The sequence below is a fragment of the Streptomyces sp. NPDC087263 genome, from assembly GCF_044744645.1.
Taxonomy (GTDB): domain Bacteria; phylum Actinomycetota; class Actinomycetes; order Streptomycetales; family Streptomycetaceae; genus Streptomyces.
On the sequence record NZ_JBIUYT010000011.1, the window covers coordinates 136,066 to 152,615 of the forward strand.

General features: G+C 69.9%; 19 protein-coding genes. 6 read left to right on the plus strand and 13 right to left on the minus strand.

Going from position 1 to position 16,550, the window contains the following annotated elements; translation table 11 throughout:
• Positions 1 to 10: 10 nt before the first annotated feature.
• The 5 genes from ACIPC1_RS31835 to ACIPC1_RS31855 form a co-directional block, all read right to left on the minus strand.
• Positions 11 to 235 (minus strand): hypothetical protein, encoded by a 225-nt coding sequence (locus tag ACIPC1_RS31835; protein ID WP_402523220.1) that lies wholly within the window; start codon positions 233 to 235, stop codon positions 11 to 13.
• Positions 236 to 423: 188 nt separating this feature from the next.
• Complete coding sequence (locus tag ACIPC1_RS31840) at positions 424 to 906, minus strand: hypothetical protein (protein WP_402523222.1); 483 nt, start codon at positions 904 to 906, stop codon at positions 424 to 426.
• 13 nt (positions 907 to 919) lie between these two features.
• A complete protein-coding gene (locus ACIPC1_RS31845; RefSeq protein WP_402523225.1) occupies positions 920 to 1,288 on the minus strand; it encodes an ArsR/SmtB family transcription factor in 369 nt (122 codons plus the stop codon).
• Positions 1,285 to 1,731: an SRPBCC domain-containing protein gene (locus tag ACIPC1_RS31850; RefSeq protein ID WP_402523228.1), complete on the minus strand. Its 447-nt coding sequence runs from the start codon at positions 1,729 to 1,731 to the stop codon at positions 1,285 to 1,287. Before ACIPC1_RS31850 ends, ACIPC1_RS31845 begins: the two co-directional genes overlap by 4 nt.
• Before the next feature lie 120 nt (positions 1,732 to 1,851).
• Positions 1,852 to 2,391, minus strand: coding sequence for an HAD domain-containing protein (locus ACIPC1_RS31855; protein ID WP_402523231.1), 540 nt, complete (start codon positions 2,389 to 2,391; stop codon positions 1,852 to 1,854).
• Between the two features lie 471 nt (positions 2,392 to 2,862).
• On the opposite strand from ACIPC1_RS31855, the gene ACIPC1_RS31860 reads away from it, so the two are divergent.
• Both ACIPC1_RS31860 and ACIPC1_RS31865 read left to right on the plus strand, forming a co-directional pair.
• Entirely contained in the window at positions 2,863 to 4,086 is a 1,224-nt protein-coding gene (locus ACIPC1_RS31860; RefSeq protein ID WP_402523233.1) for an NAD(P)/FAD-dependent oxidoreductase, read from the plus strand.
• Between the two features lie 10 nt (positions 4,087 to 4,096).
• A complete protein-coding gene (locus ACIPC1_RS31865) occupies positions 4,097 to 5,035 on the plus strand; it encodes a sigma-70 family RNA polymerase sigma factor (RefSeq protein ID WP_402523235.1) in 939 nt (312 codons plus the stop codon).
• Positions 5,036 to 5,206: 171 nt separating this feature from the next.
• Here the strand turns inward: ACIPC1_RS31865 and ACIPC1_RS31870 are convergent, their stop codons facing one another.
• Positions 5,207 to 5,800, minus strand: coding sequence for a helix-turn-helix domain-containing protein (locus tag ACIPC1_RS31870; protein WP_402523237.1), 594 nt, complete (start codon positions 5,798 to 5,800; stop codon positions 5,207 to 5,209).
• Between the two features lie 140 nt (positions 5,801 to 5,940).
• Between ACIPC1_RS31870 and ACIPC1_RS31875 the strand changes: the two genes are divergently transcribed.
• Positions 5,941 to 6,705 carry an SDR family oxidoreductase gene (locus tag ACIPC1_RS31875; protein WP_402523240.1) on the plus strand — a complete coding sequence of 255 codons (765 nt, stop codon included), beginning with the start codon at positions 5,941 to 5,943 and terminating at the stop codon, positions 6,703 to 6,705.
• 89 nt (positions 6,706 to 6,794) lie between these two features.
• Entirely contained in the window at positions 6,795 to 7,100 is a 306-nt protein-coding gene (locus ACIPC1_RS31880) for a hypothetical protein (protein ID WP_402523546.1), read from the plus strand.
• A 79-nt stretch (positions 7,101 to 7,179) separates the two neighbouring features.
• Here the strand turns inward: ACIPC1_RS31880 and ACIPC1_RS31885 are convergent, their stop codons facing one another.
• Positions 7,180 to 8,166: a GlxA family transcriptional regulator gene (locus ACIPC1_RS31885; RefSeq protein WP_402523242.1), complete on the minus strand. Its 987-nt coding sequence runs from the start codon at positions 8,164 to 8,166 to the stop codon at positions 7,180 to 7,182.
• A 184-nt stretch (positions 8,167 to 8,350) separates the two neighbouring features.
• Here ACIPC1_RS31885 and ACIPC1_RS31890 point away from each other — a divergent pair, with 184 nt between their 5' ends.
• Positions 8,351 to 8,827 (plus strand): hypothetical protein, encoded by a 477-nt coding sequence (locus tag ACIPC1_RS31890; RefSeq protein WP_402523244.1) that lies wholly within the window; start codon positions 8,351 to 8,353, stop codon positions 8,825 to 8,827.
• A 64-nt stretch (positions 8,828 to 8,891) separates the two neighbouring features.
• Here ACIPC1_RS31890 and ACIPC1_RS31895 read toward each other — a convergent pair whose 3' ends face one another.
• From ACIPC1_RS31895 to ACIPC1_RS31910, 4 genes are all read right to left on the minus strand, one after another.
• On the minus strand, positions 8,892 to 9,248 hold the full coding sequence (locus ACIPC1_RS31895; protein ID WP_402523247.1) for a VOC family protein: 357 nt from the start codon (positions 9,246 to 9,248) through the stop codon (positions 8,892 to 8,894).
• A 13-nt stretch (positions 9,249 to 9,261) separates the two neighbouring features.
• Positions 9,262 to 9,741 carry a hypothetical protein gene (locus tag ACIPC1_RS31900; RefSeq protein ID WP_402523249.1) on the minus strand — a complete coding sequence of 160 codons (480 nt, stop codon included), beginning with the start codon at positions 9,739 to 9,741 and terminating at the stop codon, positions 9,262 to 9,264.
• 109 nt (positions 9,742 to 9,850) lie between these two features.
• Complete coding sequence (locus ACIPC1_RS31905) at positions 9,851 to 11,350, minus strand: MFS transporter (RefSeq protein ID WP_402523251.1); 1,500 nt, start codon at positions 11,348 to 11,350, stop codon at positions 9,851 to 9,853.
• Between the two features lie 172 nt (positions 11,351 to 11,522).
• Positions 11,523 to 12,926, minus strand: a complete 1,404-nt coding sequence (locus ACIPC1_RS31910) for a DUF445 domain-containing protein (protein ID WP_402523253.1) — start codon at positions 12,924 to 12,926, stop codon at positions 11,523 to 11,525.
• Between the two features lie 174 nt (positions 12,927 to 13,100).
• Between ACIPC1_RS31910 and ACIPC1_RS31915 the strand changes: the two genes are divergently transcribed.
• Positions 13,101 to 14,426 carry an SGNH/GDSL hydrolase family protein gene (locus tag ACIPC1_RS31915; protein ID WP_402523255.1) on the plus strand — a complete coding sequence of 442 codons (1,326 nt, stop codon included), beginning with the start codon at positions 13,101 to 13,103 and terminating at the stop codon, positions 14,424 to 14,426.
• Positions 14,427 to 14,609: 183 nt separating this feature from the next.
• Here the strand turns inward: ACIPC1_RS31915 and ACIPC1_RS31920 are convergent, their stop codons facing one another.
• Together ACIPC1_RS31920 and ACIPC1_RS31925 are read right to left on the minus strand one after the other, a co-directional pair.
• On the minus strand, positions 14,610 to 15,554 hold the full coding sequence (locus tag ACIPC1_RS31920; protein WP_402523257.1) for a DUF1707 domain-containing protein: 945 nt from the start codon (positions 15,552 to 15,554) through the stop codon (positions 14,610 to 14,612).
• Positions 15,555 to 15,564: 10 nt separating this feature from the next.
• Positions 15,565 to 16,548 (minus strand): ATP-binding cassette domain-containing protein, encoded by a 984-nt coding sequence (locus ACIPC1_RS31925; protein ID WP_402523259.1) that lies wholly within the window; start codon positions 16,546 to 16,548, stop codon positions 15,565 to 15,567.
• Positions 16,549 to 16,550 lie beyond the last annotated feature (2 nt).

Here is a 16,550-nt window from a genome sequence, read left to right on the forward strand (position 1 = left end):
GCGCGAGCGGTCACCAACTGGGGGATGACCGTCCCATCGCGGTCTGCGCGTCGGCTGCCGCGAGCACGGTGTCGGCCAGTTCTGTGACGGAGTGTCCGCCACCCGCATTGATGCGATTCATGCCCAACCTGTCGACGGCATCGACCATGAGTGTCTGGTAGCGCTCAGTGCGGGCCAGGAACTTGTCGATCAGGGCCTGTTCCTCGTCTGTTGCTGCTTCATAGCCGCTCGCCACGTGAACGCGGGCGCGTACTACGGAGCCGTCGGCGGTTAGCCACACGGCGGCCGTGCGCGGGCCCCGCAGCCTCGCTACGCGGACGGGCCAGAGTGCCGACCCCTGGTGAGTGGCACGCGAGTCGAAGGGGCACCCCAAGCCACTCTTATGGCTTCGGAGGCCCCAGCGACCGGCGTCGTTTCTGCCTTTCAGATGTCTCCAAGACCGACGACACGAAGATCCAGGAGCTGTTGGGCATGCTTGGGCACGTGGTCCTCGGCGAGGCCGTTGATGAGGGCTGCCAGCGGGATCGGCTGGTCCAGTACGAGGGTGTTGTTGGAGAGGAGGAGCGTGGGGATCAAGACCGAGGTGGCTGCCTCGGCCAGTTGGTCGGCGATGTCGCACAGGACGGTGGCCTGGCTCCGGACGTGAGCGATCAGGTCCACCCTGCCTGCGTGCTCGGCGATGATCCGGTCGAGGTTCCAGGCGTCGAGGGTGATCCGGTTGTCGAAGGTGGGGCGCGCGCCCGAGACGACGCCGAGGGCCACCGCCGCGGTCGCGGCGTCGACGCTGAGGAGATGGGCCAGTACCTGATCGGCGTTCCATCCCCCGTCGTCGGCTTCGCCGAGGTCGGGGAGAGCCGCCGCGTCGAGCAAATGGTCGTAGGCGCTGCGCAGTGCTGTCGTGTCCATACCGTGCCGCCGTTCAGTCAGGTCCTGTTGAGCTCGAATCCCGCTCCGCCGCCTCGGCGACGCGCTTGATGTTCGCCAGCCGCCGGTCCCAGTCGGCCGCGAGGCCGGCCATCCAGCGCGCTGTCGCGTTGAGCGCCTCCGGCCGCACCGCGTACCGCACCTCGCGTCCGACCCGGCCGCCGGAAACCAGCCCAGCGGCGTCCAGGACGACAAGGTGCTTGACCACCGCCTGCCGCGAGACGGGAAGCCGTTCGGCGAGTGTCGTCGCGGTGGCCTCGCCCTGTGCGGCGAGCAGGTCGAGCAGTTGACGCCGTGTCGGGTCGGCCAGTGCGCCGAGGACGCTGTCGACGGCCTCGGCGGCGCCGGGACGTTCTTCCGTCACGTGGAGGGCTGTTCGGCGCGCGTCTTGAGCGCGTCGAGTTCCAGGGGCCAGCCTTCGCTGTGGTCCTTGAGGTTCTGGATGCGCAGTTCCTCGGACCCGGCCAGCGCCGCGAACCCGCTCTCGACGACGCGCAGCCGCGTCTGGTCGCCTTCCTGGGTCAACGTGAACTCCACGAGGGTGCTGTTGTTCTCGCGCAGCTCTTCTCCGGGGAACGCACTGGTCCAGCGGTATGCCAGGTACGTCGGCGGCTCGACCTTCTCCACGCGCACCGGGAAGTCGCCGTGCTCGGCGTTCTTCGCCACCATCGACTCGCCCTCCTTGGCCACGGTGCCGGGCAGGCTCGCTTTGTCGGCCACCCAGAATCCGGGCTGGGCCACCAGCGACCAGACCCGCTCCAGGGGTGCCTCGATCAGGGTTTCGCGTTCGATCCGGTCCTCGCTCATGAGGGGCTCCTTCATCTCCGACGACATTGAGTGCAACCCCAGAGTTGCACATCACTCCCCCAGGTGCAACCCGGGAGTTGCACTCCGGCGGTGTGATCACCCAGGGCCTTGAGGGAGGGATCAGCCCGCGGATTCTTCGCGCAGCCACTCCCCGAGAGTGTTGTAGTCGGCGTCGGTGAGACCCTGGCGCGCGTCGACGCGGTGGAGCAGGGCCCGGCCTCGGTGGTGGGCCGACACCCACGCCCGGTCGGTGTCCGTGATCTCGTCGTCTACCCAGATGAAGGAGCGGGCGGCTGCCCAGTCGACGAGGCGGCGGGTCTTCCAGCGGAGGCCGTTCCGTTCGTCCTGGTCGTCTGTGGCTGATGGGGCCGGCCAGATGACTACGGGCAGTTCGGGCAGGCCGAGTCGTGGTGCGATGGTTTCGTTCGCGTCGGCCATCCATGTCGTGGCCCAGAGCAGTTCGCACGGTAGCGACATCAAGCGGGGGCCGTGGTCGGGGTTGATTCTGGTGAGGAGTGGATTCGAGTCGGACCCGTGGGGGGCGGGGCCCGTCTCGTAGGTCGGGTGGCCCTGGGGGTACTGCGGCGGTGGCGCCCCGAAGGGGATGAGCGGGCCGTCGACATCAAGGAAGAGCAACGGACGCTGGTCGGAACCGGTCACGGCTGGACGGTAGCGCGCGCTCCGAGGAACCGATCCATGCCGTCCAGGAAGGCGCGTACCCCTGCGCTGCGAATCCCTGCGCTGCGAATCCCTGCGTTGCGAATCCCTGCGTTGCGAATCCTGCGTGCGGTTGCGGCGGCTACTGAGGTCTTCGGCTCGGGGTGACGACCTTGCCGGACCGGGATCAGCCCTCGGAGGTTCGTCGAAACGGTGGTCGCGGAGGGCCGTTTCCGGTGGCTGGATCGTGGCTGGGTCCGCGCCGGATTTTCGGGTGTTTCCGCAGGTCGAAAATCTGGTTCGGATGTTCCGCTTCAACGTGTGGTTGATGCCGCACCCTGATTCCGGACGGCTCCGGCGCGCCCGCGGAGAGCCACCCGCACTGGTCCAGTGACCCACCTCACACCCGGCTCCTGTCAGGAATCGCCGCGCTGTCCCGCTCAAGGGGCAAGCGATCCAGACAGGAGCCACACCATGAAGCACCGCATCCTCGTCCTCGGCGCCGGATACGCAGGGGCCTTCGCCGCCGGGAGCCTCGCCCGCCGTCTCTCGCCCGCCGACACCGAGATCACCGTTGTCAACGCTGAGCCGGTCTTCATCGAGCGGATGCGCATGCACCAGCTCGCGGCGGGCCGGGAACTCGCGACCCTGCGGCTCGCCGACGTGTTCGCGGGCACCGGGGCACGGCTACGCGTGGCGCGCGTCACCGCGGTCGACCCGGAGCGCAAGACTGTCGCCGTGACCGGCGAGGACGGTGACGACGAGCTCGAGTACGACACGCTGCTGTACACGCTCGGCAGCCGGGTCGCCGACCACGGTGTCCCTGGTGTGGCCGAGCACGCCTTCGACGTCGCGGGACGGCCGTCGGCGCTGCGGCTGCGCGACCACCTCGACAAGCTCGACAGTCGCGGCGGAGTCGGCACCGTGCTGGTCGTCGGCGAGGGCCTGACCGGCATCGAGACCGCCACCGAGTTCGCCGAGTCGCGACCCGGTCTTTCCGTGGCGCTCGCCGCCCGTGGTGAGCTGGGAGCATGGCTCTCCCCGGGGGCCCGGCTCCACCTGCGCGAGGCGTTCGACCGGCTGGGCATCACCGTCCACGAGCACACCGGCATCGAAGCCGTCGGGGCGACGTACGCGGTCGGTGCGGACGGCACCTCCTTCCCGGCCGACGCGACCGTGTGGACGGCCGGGTTCGCCGTCGGCCCCATCGCGGCGGCCGCCGGTCTCGAAGTCACCGAGGACGGCCGGATCGTCGTCGACGACACCATGCGCTCGGTCTCGCACCCGGACGTCTACGCCGCGGGCGACAGCGCGTACGCGATCGGCGTGAACGGCCGGCCGCTGCCGATGTCCTGCGCCTCGGCAGGACATACCAACATGCAGGCGACGGACGCGATCGTGGGACGGCTGACCGGACGCCCGGTTCCGAACGTCAAGAAGACCTACATCGGCAACCACATCAGCCTCGGGCGGTACGACGCGATCTTTCAGACGGTCGATCGCGACGTACGGGCGAAGTCCTGGTTCGTGGGCGGACGGAAGGCCGCGCGGCTCAAGGCCGGCATCCTCAGGACCAGTCTGTGGGCCACCTCGCACCCGACCTTCGGCATGCCGAAGCGCAAGCGCCGCCTGACCGCCACCACGACGGCTGACGGCACCACGGCCGTTGCCACCGCGCCCGAGAATGCTGCCGCATAAGGTCGTCTGCATGGACAGCACCGTCGCTGATCGGTTCGAGGCCGGCCGGGCACGGCTGGCCTCGCTCGCGTACCGTCTGCTCGGCTCGGCAGCCGACGCCGAGGACATCGTGCAGGACGCGTACCTGCGCTGGCACGCCGCCGACCGGGAGCGGATCGAGGTGCCGGAGGCGTGGCTGACCAAGGTCGTCACCAACCTGTGCCTGGACCGGCTCCGCTCGGCAACGGTGCGCCGCGAACGCGCGGCCGGCGCCTGGATGCCCGAGCCGCTTCTCGACGGTGACCCGATGCTCGGCCCGGCCGACACCTTCGAGCAGCGCGAATCTGTGTCGCTTGCCGTCCTGACCCTGATGGAGCGGCTCTCACCGGTCCAACGGGCCGTCTACGTCCTGCGCGAGGTGTTCTCCTACCCCCACTCCGAGATCGCCGGGATCCTCGACATCTCGGAGTCCGCGAGCCAGCAGCACGTCCACCGGGCCCGGCACCGGGTCGCAGCCGCGCGCCGCGGCGGCGAGGAGGTCGACCCGGCGTCCGCACGCAAGGTCCTCGAGGAGTTCCTCGCCGCAGCCGCCTCGGGTCGTACCGAACGTCTGGTGGCGCTTCTCACCGACGACGCGACCGCGGTCTCCGACGGCGCGGGCCTCTCCAGGACACTCTGGCGCTACGAGACCCCCGAGCGCGTCGCCGCCGTAATGCGGACCGCCTTCAAACCCACTCCCGCGAAGCGGCGCCTGGCCGGCGGCTCGCCAGCGTTCCACATCGGGCAGGTCAACGGCTGGCCCGCCGTGCTCGCCGTGCTCGAGGACCGGATCGTGGGCGCCGCGGCGTTCGAGATCTGCGACGGCAAGGTGGCGGCGCTGTACGGCTTCGCCGCCGCGGAACGGCTCGCCCGCCTCAGCGGGATGTGGCGGCAGCACGAACCCGACGCGCAGGCCATCGGCCAGTGGTGACCGGCGTCTCCGCCGCGTAACGCGCCGAACTGGGGCCACACAAGGCGGACATGCTGAGGCGGATGGCGTGGACCGTCGTGGTGGCCGGTGGGGGGACGGGACCAATCCGTGTCGGCATTGGAGGTCTTTGGCCTCCAGGGTTACGGGGCGTCGTCCCGTCCCCGCCCGTAGTCAGCTGAAGTCGTCGTCGAAGGCAGCAGCAAGAGCGGCGGCGATCAAGTCGGGCAGATCCGGGCGTCCGTCCTCCTGGGCCCAGCGCATCAGGGCTACGTGCATCGCAGCCAGGCAGGTGCTGGCGGCGACCCAAACCCGGAACTCCAGGTCCGGGTCCGGCGCGTCGCCCAGCAGGGCGTCGCCGATGGCCTTCTGGGTGGCGAACTGGCTGTCCAGGTGGCGGGCGCGCAGGGCGGGCGTGTCGATCATCAGCCGGAGGCGCGCGTAGAGCAACTCCCTCTCGGGCGAAGGCGAAGGCGAAGGCGGCGCCGACCCAGTAGCCGGCACGTCGTCCCGGGGTCCGACGACACTGCGGGTCGTCTCGACCAGGGTCATGCCGATCCGGCGTACCAAGGACTCATCGGCCGGCCGGGCAGCGACCCGGGCCGCGATGAGGGGGTCGTACTGGTCGTAGAGCACCAGGTCTTCCTTGGTCGGGAAGTGCCGGTAGACGGTCATCGGTGAGACGTCGGCGGCTTTCGCGACCTGGTTCACGGTGGTCTCGTCGTAACCGTGCTCGATGAACAGCCGCATCGCGTGCGACTGGATCATGCGCTGGGTCTCCGTCCGCCGACGTTCTCGCAGATTCGGCCCGTCACCACTCATGTGCGATACAGTACCTTACTGATAGTCACTACCAGATCGAGAGTCACTAACACACAGGACACACCGAACGCACAGGGGTGAGTGGAATGGACAGGCAGACAGGCAGGACCGCCCTGGTGACCGGAGCCTCGCGCGGCATAGGACGAGCCATCGCGGAGCGCCTCGCAGCGGACGGCGCGATCGTCGCCGTGCACTACGGCCATGACGAAGCTGCGGCGCAGGAGACGGTCGCCAGGATCGAGCGGGCCGGCGGGCACGCGTTCGCCGTCCATGCCGAACTGGGGGTGGACGGGGACGTCGACACCCTGTTCACCGGCCTGGAGCGCGGGCTGGCCGGGCGACCGCTGGACATCCTGGTCAACAACGCCGCGGCCCTCCCGGCCGGACCGATGGAGAAGGACACCCCGGAGCAGTTCGACCGTCTCTTCGCGGTGAACGTCAAGGCGCCGTACTTCATCACCCAGCGGGCGCTCCCGCTACTGCGCGACGGCGGCCGGATCATCACTCTGACCTCGGTCGCGACCCGGGTAGCCCTTCCCGGCCAGACCTCCTTCGCCATGGGCAAAGGGGCCCTGGAGACGATGACCCTGACCCTGGCCGGCTCACTCGGCACCCGTGGGATCACGGTCAACGCCGTCGCCCCCGGCGCCACCAGGACCGACGTGAACGTGGCCGTCTTCGAGGCCCCGGGGACCGAGGAGTTCATCACCGGCCAGACCGCCCTCAACCGCCTCGGCCGGGCCGAGGACGTCGCCGACGTCGTCGCCTTCCTCGCCTCCGACGACGGCCGCTGGATCACCGGTCAGGTCCTCGACGCCAGCGGCGGCCTCCACCTCGGCGTCCGAGCCTGACCCTCTGGACCCATCGCCCGGCACCGCGACATGGCGAGCTAGCCTCGGTTCGTCCGAGACACGTAGCAGTGGAGGCAGTGATGGCGAAGGTGGCGAGGGTACCGGCCGCGGTGGTGGCCGCGAGTGGACTCATTGGTGGGTACGGCGTGGTCCGCTGGACCAAGAAGCGGCCGCTCGGCGGGATCGTGCTGGCCGCCGCCGGGGCCACGGCCGCTCAGCAGTGGCGGCAGCAGGCCGGCGGGAGGGCCGCCGGGGCACTGACCGTCGCGTACGTCGCCGCCTTCGCCGCGTCTCATCCGCTGGCCAAGAAGGTGGGCGCCTGGCCCGCCGTGTTCGGCGCCGCCGGGGCCGTCGCCCTCGCCTCCTGGGCCGTAGCCGACCGACGGGCCGCCTGAGCAGCGCACGGCCCCAACCCCCCTGGGCCGTGGCCGACCGGCGCGCCGCCTGAGCAGCTCACGGCCCCAACAACCTCGCCTACGAGGCCGAGACAGCGGCAGCCGAGCCCGTCCCCGCCCCGTCCACCCCCTGAAACGCCCGCCGATACGCGTACGGACTCGTCCCCACCACCCTCTTGAACCGCTCCCGGAACGCCGTCGGGGAGCCGAACCCCGCCTGGGACGCGATGCGTTCGACCGGATACGCGGTCGTCTCCAGGAGGTACTGTGCGCGCCGCACCCTCGCCCGGTGCAGCCACTGCAGAGGCGTCGTGCCCGTCTGCTCGCGGAAGCGGCGGTTGAGCGTACGGGTACTCATGTCGGCGTGGGCGGCGATGTCCTCCAGGGAAAGTTCCCGCTCGGCGTTCTCCTCCAGCCAGTCGAGGAGGGGCTCCAGGGCGGCACCGGCCGGTACCGGTGGCCGGGTGTGGATGATGAACTGGGCCTGGCCGCCCTCCCGTTCGAGCGGCACGACCGACATCCGGGCCGCGTGCGCGGCGACGGCCGAGCCGTGGTCCTTGCGGATCATGTGCAGGCACATGTCGATCGAGGCGGCGGCGCCCGCCGAGGTGAGGAACTGGCCGTTGTCGACGTAGAGGACGTTCGGGTCGACGGTCACGGCGGGGTACATCTGCGCGAGGTCCCGGGCCGCGATCCAGTGCGTCGTCGCGCGCAGCCCGTCCAGCAGACCGGTGGCGGCGAAGACGAACGCGCCCACGCAGACCGAGGCGATCCGGGTGCCGTTCGCGGCCGCCGCGCGCACCGCCTCCGCGACGCCCGGCGGAAGCGGCACGGTCGGGTCGGCGACACCCGGCAGGATGATCGTGTCCGCCTCGGCCAGCGCCTCCAGGCCGTACGGGGCTCGCACCGCGAACGGACCCGCGCTCACCTCCTCCGTCACCGAGCAGACCCGGATCCGGTACGCCTCCCGCCCGTCCGGCAGCCGCGCCCAGCCGAAGGTGTCGATCGGGGCAGAGAGGTCGAACGGGATGACCTGATCGAGCGCGAGTACGGCAACGGTGTGCATGGCAAAAGGGTAGGGGTGCGACGGTTTCCGGTCAGCAGCGGTACGCCTCACACGCGCCGGGAAGCACGAGCTCCGGCGGCTCGGGCGGCTCTGGCACCCTCCCCAACCGCCCTGGCGAGAATCCGTTGAGTACTGGCAATATCGCCACTTCTGGAAGATCCCCGCCGCCCCCTACCGTCACCCCGTGACCAAGTTCCTCCTCGCCGTCCACGTCATCGTCGCGATCGTCGCCATCGGGCCCGTCACGGTCGCCGCCAGCATGTTCCCGCCCACAGCGCGCAAGGCGCTCGCCGAACCGGGGGACGCGCAGACCCTCGCGACCACGCGCCTGCTGCATCGCATCTGCCGGGTGTACGCCACCGTCGGCGTCGCCGTTCCCGTCTTCGGGTTCGCGACGGCGAACAACATGGGCGTACTCGGCGACACCTGGCTGATCGTCTCGATGGCGTTGACGGCCCTCGCCGCGGTCGTCCTCGCCGCGCTGGTGCTGCCGAGGCAGGCGTCGATCATGGAGGGCATCTGGGACGCCGGGGGCCGTGCGGTCGTGGTGACCCCGCGGGCGACCGCACAGCTCGCCATGTTCACCGGGATCTTCAACCTGCTCTGGGCCACCGTCACGATCCTGATGATCATTCGGCCGGGGTCCACGACGGGGGCGTAGCCCGTACGCCGTCGCGTACCACCGGCGCACGCCCAGGGATTCACCCCTGACGAAGCCGATGCCGCTACCGATGCCCCAGCACATTCACCACCCGCCCGTTCGGATCCCGTACGAAGAAGCGCCGTACGCCCCACTCCTCGTCCCGCAACTCCCGTACGACCTCCGCGCCCGAGGCGACCACCTGCGCGTACACCGCGTCGACGTCCTCGACCTCCACGCTCAGGTCGGGGACGACGGGGGCGGTCCGCTCCTCGATGAAGAAGCTGATCTGGGCGGTGGGGTTGACAGGGGAGGCGAGCGTCATGACCCAGCCCAGGTGCATGACCTGCTCCAGGCCGAGCAGGCCGTAGAAGTCACTGTTGGTCCTCATCGACTCCTCGGAGTCGACCTGGAAGTCGGGGACGATCCTGCGGACGGTCATCGGGAGCGGCTCCTCATGTGAGGTGGGCGTACTGCAGTCCGTCCGTCGAGTCTTCCTCAACCGGCCGGAACCGGCGGGCCACCGCCGCCGTGACAAGCACCGCGACACCGATCAGGAACGTGCAGAACCCCCACGTCAGGGGCCACGAGTACGCCATGCCGTCCGGCGATCCGGGATTCGTGCGCAGGGAGATGTACAGCAGGGCGGCAGGGGGTCCCGCCACCAGCAGCAGGGGCCAGCCAAGGTAGTCCCGGTGGCCGAAGTAGGCCGCCAGTGTCAGCAGGACCAGGGCCAGACCGATGACCCCGACGACCCCGACGACCGTCACCGGGATCGTCTCGTCGGCGGAACCGGGCGTCCGGGCGCGGTTGTTCAGATTCCACGGGACGCAGACGAGGTACGCCGCGCCGGAGAGGGCGGCGCCGAGCACGCGCGTCAGCCAGCGTTCCGGCCAGGGGCGCGTTCGCAGAGGGCTCAACAGCTTCTCGGTCATGCGTACGAGGTTTGCGCGGCGTGCGGAGGCCCGACAGAGTACGGGTACTCAGGCCCTCCGCCCGGCTACTCAAAGGCCTCCCGCTCGAGGAGTGCCCGCAGCGCCCGCCTCACGTCGCCGGTGCCGAGGACGGCGACTCCTTCTCCACCACCGACAGCGGCGTGGCGATGTCCTCCAGGGAACGGCCCTCCGCCTTCACCGCGAAGAACACCGCGACCAGGCCCGCCGCGCACATCAGGCCCGCTCCGATCTGGAAGGCGAACACCGTGTCGCCGACGACGCCGGACTCCGTGAGGTCGGCGAAGACCAGCGGGCCGCTGATACCGCCGGCCGCCGTGCCGAGCGCGTAGAAGAAGGCGATGGCCATGGCGCGGGTCTCCATCGGGAACACCTCGGAGACCGTCAGATACGCGCTGGACGCGCCCGCCGACGCGAAGAACAGCACCACGCACCAGCAGGCCGTCATCGTCACCGCGTTCAGCGAGCCCCGGTCGAAGAGCCAGGCCGTGCCGAACAGCAGGATGCCGGAGAGGAGATACGTCGAGGAGATCATGATGCGCCGGCCGACCGTGTCGAACAGCTTGCCCAGCAGCAGCGGGCCCAGGAAGTTGCCGACCGCGATGACGGCGAAGTAGTAACCGGTGCTGCCGGTCGGCACGTCGAAGAACGTGGTGAGGATGGCGCCGAAGCCGAAGGTGATCGCGTTGTAGAGGAACGCCTGCCCGATGAAGAGCGCGAGGCCGAGCGTGGCACGTTTCCGGTAGCGGCCGAAGACGGTCCTGGCGATCAGTCCGAAGCCGACGCTCTTGCGCTGCTGGATGGTGATCTCACGGTCGGGCTGCGGCAGCGGTTCGCCCTTCTCCTGCTCGATCTCGCGCTCCACGGAGGAGACCAGGGCCTCGGCCTCCTCGCCGTGGCCGTGGATGAACTGCCAGCGCGGACTCTCCGGCACATGCCGTCTGACCAGCAGGATCACCAGGCCCAGTACGACGCCGAGCGCGAAGGTCAGCCGCCAGCCGACGTCCTTGGGGAAGATGGACGTGTTCAGCATCAGGACGGACAGCAGCGCTCCGCCGATCGCGCCCAGCCAGTAGCTGCCGTTGATGATCAGGTCGACCCGGCCGCGGTACTTGGACGGGATCAGCTCGTCGATCGCCGAGTTGATGGCGGCGTACTCGCCACCGATACCGAAGCCGGTGAGGAAGCGGAAGACGAAGAACCACCAGGGCGAGAAGGACAGCGCGGTCAGAGCGGTCGCGATGAGATAGACCGCCAGGGTGATCATGAAGAGCTTCTTGCGGCCGTAGCGGTCGGTCAGCCAGCCGAAGAACAGCGCGCCCGCACAGGCACCCGCCACGTAGAGCGCCGCCGCGATACCGGTGACCTGCGCGGTGGAGACGGCCAGCCCGCTGCCGTCCTCGGAGAGGCGGCCGGCGATGTTGCCGACGGTGGTGACCTCGAGGCCGTCCAGGATCCATACGGTTCCCAGGCCGATCACGATCATCCAGTGCCAGCGGGACCACGGCAGCCGGTCCAGACGCGCCGGTACCGACGTGGTGACCGTTCCCGTAGAGGCGGGCACAGCTCCCGGCGTCGCTGATGCTGTCATGGCTCCCTCTCCGTCGAGTGACCCTGAGTGATCGACTGGCGATCAGTGAGTGATCCTTGGGTGACCCAACCAGAGTGCCCTGATCTGTGCTTCTCACGCCCGTCGAACAGCGCGCGGCCTGCCGGTCGCCGGGCGCGCTACCCGACGCCGAACCCCGACCCGCAGCCGACGCTCACGCCCCCAACGCCCGCGACACCGCATAGATCAGCAGCCCCGCCAGCGACCCCACCACCGTGCCGTTGATCCGGATGAACTGCAGGTCACGCCCGATGTTGGCCTCGATCTTCCGGGTCGTGTGCTCGGCGTCCCAGCTCGCGACAGTGTCGGTGATCAGGGAGGTGATCTCGCGCCGGTACGTCGTCACGACGTACACCGCCGCGCCCTCGACCCAGCCGTCGACCTTGGCCTGGAGTTTGGGCTCCACCGCCATCCGGGCACCCAGCGACAGCAACGACGCCCGCACCCGCAGCCGCAGCTCGCTCCGCTCGTCCTCCGCGGCGGACACGATCATGGACCGTACGGCGGTCCAGGCGGACGCGATCAGGTCCTGGACCTCGCCGCGGCCGAGGACCTCGCCCTTGAGTCGCTCGACGCGGGCCCGGGTGTCGGTGTCGGACTGGAGGTCGGAGGCGAAGTCGGTGAGGAAACGGTCCAGGGCGCCGCGGGCCGGGTGCGAGGGGGCGTCACGCATCTCGGTGACGAAGCGGAGCAGTTCCTTGTAGACACGCTCGCCGACCCTCTTGTCGACGAACCGCGGGGTCCAGCCGGGGGCGCCGCCCTGCACCGCGTCCATGACCTGCGCGTCGTGCAGGACGAGCCAGTCATGAGCACGCGCCACGACCAGGTCCACGACGCGCTTGTGGCCACCGTCCGCGACGATCTTCTCCAGCATTTTTCCTATGCCGGGCGCGATCTCGGCGGCATCCGCGCGCCGCGTGATCGCCTCGCCGACCACCGCCTGCACGTCGGAGTCGCGCAGCACGGTCAGCGCCCCCCGGAGTGCGGCGGCCAGCTCCGCCGTCACCCGGTCGGCGTGCTCCGGTTCGGCGAGCCAGGCACCGAGACGGCTGCCGATGCCGACGGCGCGCAGCCGACCCCGTACGACCTCCTCCGAAAGGAAGTTCTCCCCAACGAACTCACCGAGCGAGACGCCCAGCTGGTCCTTCTTGGTGGGGATGATCGCCGTGTGCGGGATGGGCAGCCCCAGTGGGTGGCGGAAAAGGGCAGTCACCGCGAACCAGTCGGCGAGCGCGCCGACCATGCCCGCCTCGGCGGCCGCGGCGACGTACCCGGCCCACGGGCCCGCGCCCTCGTTCGACGCCCACTTGGCGAGGACGTACACGACCGCCACGAAGAGCAGCAGGCCGACCGCCGTCGCCTTCATCCGGCGTACGCCCCGCTGTTTCTCCTCGTCGGCAGGGCTGAAAGAGGTCATCGCACGGCGCGCGTCGGCCTTGGGCGGCCCCTCCCGGTTCATCGCGGCCTCCGGCAGGGCATGCTGCCCATCGGCATCCGCGCCCGCTTCTTCCGGATTCGTACGTTCCATCCACTCCACCCGTTCGCGTCCCCCGTACACATTGTCCCTTCCTGACCGACTCCCGGAACGGAACAGGAGTTCCCGGCGGCTGCCCGCGGGGCAGAGTTCCGGCTGAAGTTGCACGAGTGTGGCGGTTTCGCCCGGCCCATGACGCATCATGGGGTGATCGCACCGGAGCCTCGGGCTCCCCTCGCCCGAGGAGAAACGCACCGCATGACCAAGCGTCGTGGTTATGCCCTGCTGGCCGGGATCGTCGCCGTGGTCGTGGTCGTTTCCGCCGCCATATACGTCGGCGTCGCCGCCGACGAGCGCGGCGGACAGAGCAACCTCGCCGGCCCCCGGTCCCCGCGAGGCACCGCCGCTCCCGCCTCCACCGGCATCTGGGTCGGCGCCTGGTCGGCCTCCCCCGCCGGAGCCGAGCCGGGCACCGCCACCAACGGCATGGCCGGCCGATCGGTCCGGAACATCATCCACACGAGCGCGAGCGGAACGAGTGCCCGGATCACGCTCTCCAACCTCTACGGACGACAGCGTCTCGCCATCACGCACGCCACGATCGCCGTCGCGGCGACCGCGAACAGCGCCGCCGCCGCGGCGGGCACCATGACCCGCCTCACCTTCGGCGGCAACATCTCCGTGGTCATTCCCCCCGGGCAGCAGGTGCTGAGCGACGCGGTGACCGTGCGGATCCCGAGCGACTCGGACGTGCTCGTCACCACGTTCTCGCCGACGCGGTCGGGCCCGGTCACCTTCCACCCGCACGCACGCCAGATCTCCTACGCCGCCGAAGGCGACCTCTCGGGCGAGGTGAGCGGAGTCTCGTACACCGAGGAGACGCGGTACTGGCGCTATCTGACCGCCGTCGACGTGCTCAGCGACGAGTCCGTGGGCACCATCGTCGCCCTCGGCGACTCCCTCACCGACGGCGGCACCGCCACCGTGGGCGCCAACCACCGCTATCCCGACTACCTTTCGGACCGGCTCCGCGCCGCCGCCGACGACGGAGCGCCCCGCTACAGCGTCGTCAACCAGGGCATGGGCGGAAACCAGCTCCTCACCTCCCGGCCCGGCAGCCCGGCCGAGAACCCGAGCGCCCTGTCCCGCTTCGGCCGCGACGTCCTCGGCCGCCCGAACGTCAAGGCCGTCGTCATCGACCTCGGCATCAACGACCTCCTGCGCAACCCGAACAAGGCCAATGCCAGGACGGTCACCGCCGGACTGCGCACGCTGGTCCGACAGGCGCACGCTCACCAACTCGTCGTCATCGGGGCGACCCTGATGCCGTTCCAGCGGTCCGGCGGCTACTCCGACCCGCGTGAGGCCGTACGCCAGGCCATCAACGCGGAGATCCGGGCGGGAAAGGTGTTCGACGCGGTGGTCGACTTCGATGAGGCGCTACAGGATCCGTACGACCCGCGCAGGCTCCGCCCGGACTACGACTCCGGCGATCATCTGCATCCCAGTGACAAGGGATACAAGCGGATGGCGGAGGTCTTCGACCTGGGATCACTGACGCAATCGGTGACGGCCACGACGTAGGGGCCGACCGCCTTTCGCACGCGCCGATCACGCCAAGCGGCGGAGCACCCGAGAGGTCACACACCGGGTGCTCCGACACCCGACAGGTCACACACCGGGTGCACCGACACCCGACAGGTCACACACCGGGTGCACCGAAGCCAAAGCCAAAGCCGGAGCCGCAGCCGCAGCCGCAGCCGGACGTCAATGGCCCCCGTGCCGCCGCCGATGGCGCTCATCGCGCCGCTCCTGATGCCGTTCCCGGCGCTCCTCGTGCCGTTCGCGGACCAGGTCGCGGGCCTCGTCCAGCACGTCGAACGCGTCGCCGAGACCGTCGCGGTCGCCGCGTGAACCGTGCAGCTCCTTGCGGGCCTCGCGCCGCTCCAGCTTCTCCTGGCGGCGCTCCTCCTTCAGGCGCTGGCGCTCGGCGCGGGTCAGCTTCCGCTCCACGCCCACACCGCCCCAGAAGGCGAAGCCCGTGACGACCACCCGCGGGGCACCCGGCTCGCCCGGGACACCCTCCTCACGGTGGTCGAAGCCGCCCATGATGCCGATGCCGCGCACGGCGACCTCGACACCGGGCGGTACGACGACGTTCATACCGCCCATGATCGCGACGCAGTTGACGACCACCTCGCGGTCCGCGAAGTACGCCTCGCGCAGGTCGATTTCACCACCGCCCCAGAACGCGAAGGAGTTGAACCGCTTCGGCATCGTCCAGCGCCCCTTGCGCTGGAAACCCGCCATGATCGCGACACCCCACGAGGACGAACCCTCGCCGCCGACGATCCGGTCCGCCCAGCCCCCCGTCCCGCTCCCGGCGGGCTGCTTGACCATGTTCACCACGGGCGGCGTCACGCCCGGGGCCGGCAGATCACGGGTGATCGGCGCCAACTCCCCGTACGTACGCGCCTTGTACGTCGCCTCCAGCCGCTCCTCGAACTCCTCCATGTCGAGGCGGCCCTCCGCGAGGGCGTCCCTCAGCACTTCGGTGACTCTCTCCCGGTCGGCATCCGAAGCCCGGAGTTCGGGTCCGGGGAGCCCGGGGTCGGGGAGTCCGGGGTCGGGGAGTCCGGGGTCGGGGAGTCCGGACTCCCGCGGCGTCAGCCGCCCGTCGTCGCGTCCCTCGGAAGGCACAGGCTCACTCATGGAAGGCAGCCTACGAGACCGCCTTCTCCGCGTACATGCGGCTGATGACCGCCTCGATGTCCGGCTCCCGCACCGAAAGGTCCACCAGCGGATACTCCGCCGCGATCCGCGCCACGAGCGGAGCCGCCGACTGAGCCGCCGGGAACGCGAGCCACTGCCGCGGCCCCTCCACCTTCACCACCCGAGCCAAGCCGACCTCGATCGGCGGAAGCTCCCGCTCCAGGTCCACCACCAGCGTCCGCTCGCTCTCCCCCACCTCGTGCAGCCCCGACAGCGCCCCGTCGTACATCAGCCGCCCGTGGTCGATGACCATCACCCGCTTGCACAACTGCTCGATGTCCGTGAGGTCATGGGTGGTGAGCAGGACCGTCGTACCGCGCTCGGCGTTCAGGTCACGCAGGAACTCCCGCACCCGCGCCTTGCTGATCACATCGAGCCCGATCGTCGGCTCGTCGAGGTACAGCACCTCAGGATCGTGCAGCAGAGCCGCCGCGATGTCACCGCGCATCCGCTGCCCCAGGGAGAGTTGACGCACCGGCACGTCCAACAGGGCACCCAGCTCAAGGAGTTCGACACACCGGTCGAGGTTCTCGCGGTAACGGGCGTCCGGGATCCGGTACATGCGGTGCATCAGCCGGTAGGAGTCGATCAGCGGAAGGTCCCACCACAGGGTCGTACGCTGCCCGAAGACGACGCCGATGCGCTGCGCGAGCCGGGTCCGCTCGCGCGACGGGTCGATGCCCGCGACCCGCAGCCGGCCACCACTCGGGGTCAGGATGCCGGTCAGCATCTTGATGGTGGTCGACTTCCCGGCACCGTTCGGACCGATGTAGCCGACCATCTGCCCACGCGGCACGGTGAAGGAGATCGAGTCGACCGCCCGCACCTGCCGCCGCTCACTGCGCAGGAACCCGGTCTTCTTGCGCACGTCGAAGACCTTCTCGACCCCTTCGAGCACGATGAAGCCACTGTCCACGTCTACATCGGCGTACAAGA

What these genes read in the sequence shown, in the direction of transcription:
- ACIPC1_RS31865 (WP_402523235.1), top strand. Translation starts at nt 4,097, where the DNA reads ATGGACAGCACCGTCGCTGATCGGTTCGAGGCCGGCCGGGCACGGCTG.
- ACIPC1_RS31905 (WP_402523251.1), bottom strand. Translation starts at nt 11,350, where the DNA reads ATGACAGCATCAGCGACGCCGGGAGCTGTGCCCGCCTCTACGGGAACG.
- ACIPC1_RS31840 (WP_402523222.1), bottom strand. Translation starts at nt 906, where the DNA reads ATGGACACGACAGCACTGCGCAGCGCCTACGACCATTTGCTCGACGCG.
- ACIPC1_RS31885 (WP_402523242.1), bottom strand. Translation starts at nt 8,166, where the DNA reads ATGCACACCGTTGCCGTACTCGCGCTCGATCAGGTCATCCCGTTCGAC.
- ACIPC1_RS31920 (WP_402523257.1), bottom strand. Translation starts at nt 15,554, where the DNA reads ATGAGTGAGCCTGTGCCTTCCGAGGGACGCGACGACGGGCGGCTGACG.
- ACIPC1_RS31870 (WP_402523237.1), bottom strand. Translation starts at nt 5,800, where the DNA reads ATGATCCAGTCGCACGCGATGCGGCTGTTCATCGAGCACGGTTACGAC.
- ACIPC1_RS31850 (WP_402523228.1), bottom strand. Translation starts at nt 1,731, where the DNA reads ATGAGCGAGGACCGGATCGAACGCGAAACCCTGATCGAGGCACCCCTG.
- ACIPC1_RS31900 (WP_402523249.1), bottom strand. Translation starts at nt 9,741, where the DNA reads ATGACCGAGAAGCTGTTGAGCCCTCTGCGAACGCGCCCCTGGCCGGAA.
- ACIPC1_RS31860 (WP_402523233.1), top strand. Translation starts at nt 2,863, where the DNA reads ATGAAGCACCGCATCCTCGTCCTCGGCGCCGGATACGCAGGGGCCTTC.
- ACIPC1_RS31895 (WP_402523247.1), bottom strand. Translation starts at nt 9,248, where the DNA reads ATGACCGTCCGCAGGATCGTCCCCGACTTCCAGGTCGACTCCGAGGAG.
- ACIPC1_RS31915 (WP_402523255.1), top strand. Translation starts at nt 13,101, where the DNA reads ATGACCAAGCGTCGTGGTTATGCCCTGCTGGCCGGGATCGTCGCCGTG.
- ACIPC1_RS31875 (WP_402523240.1), top strand. Translation starts at nt 5,941, where the DNA reads ATGGACAGGCAGACAGGCAGGACCGCCCTGGTGACCGGAGCCTCGCGC.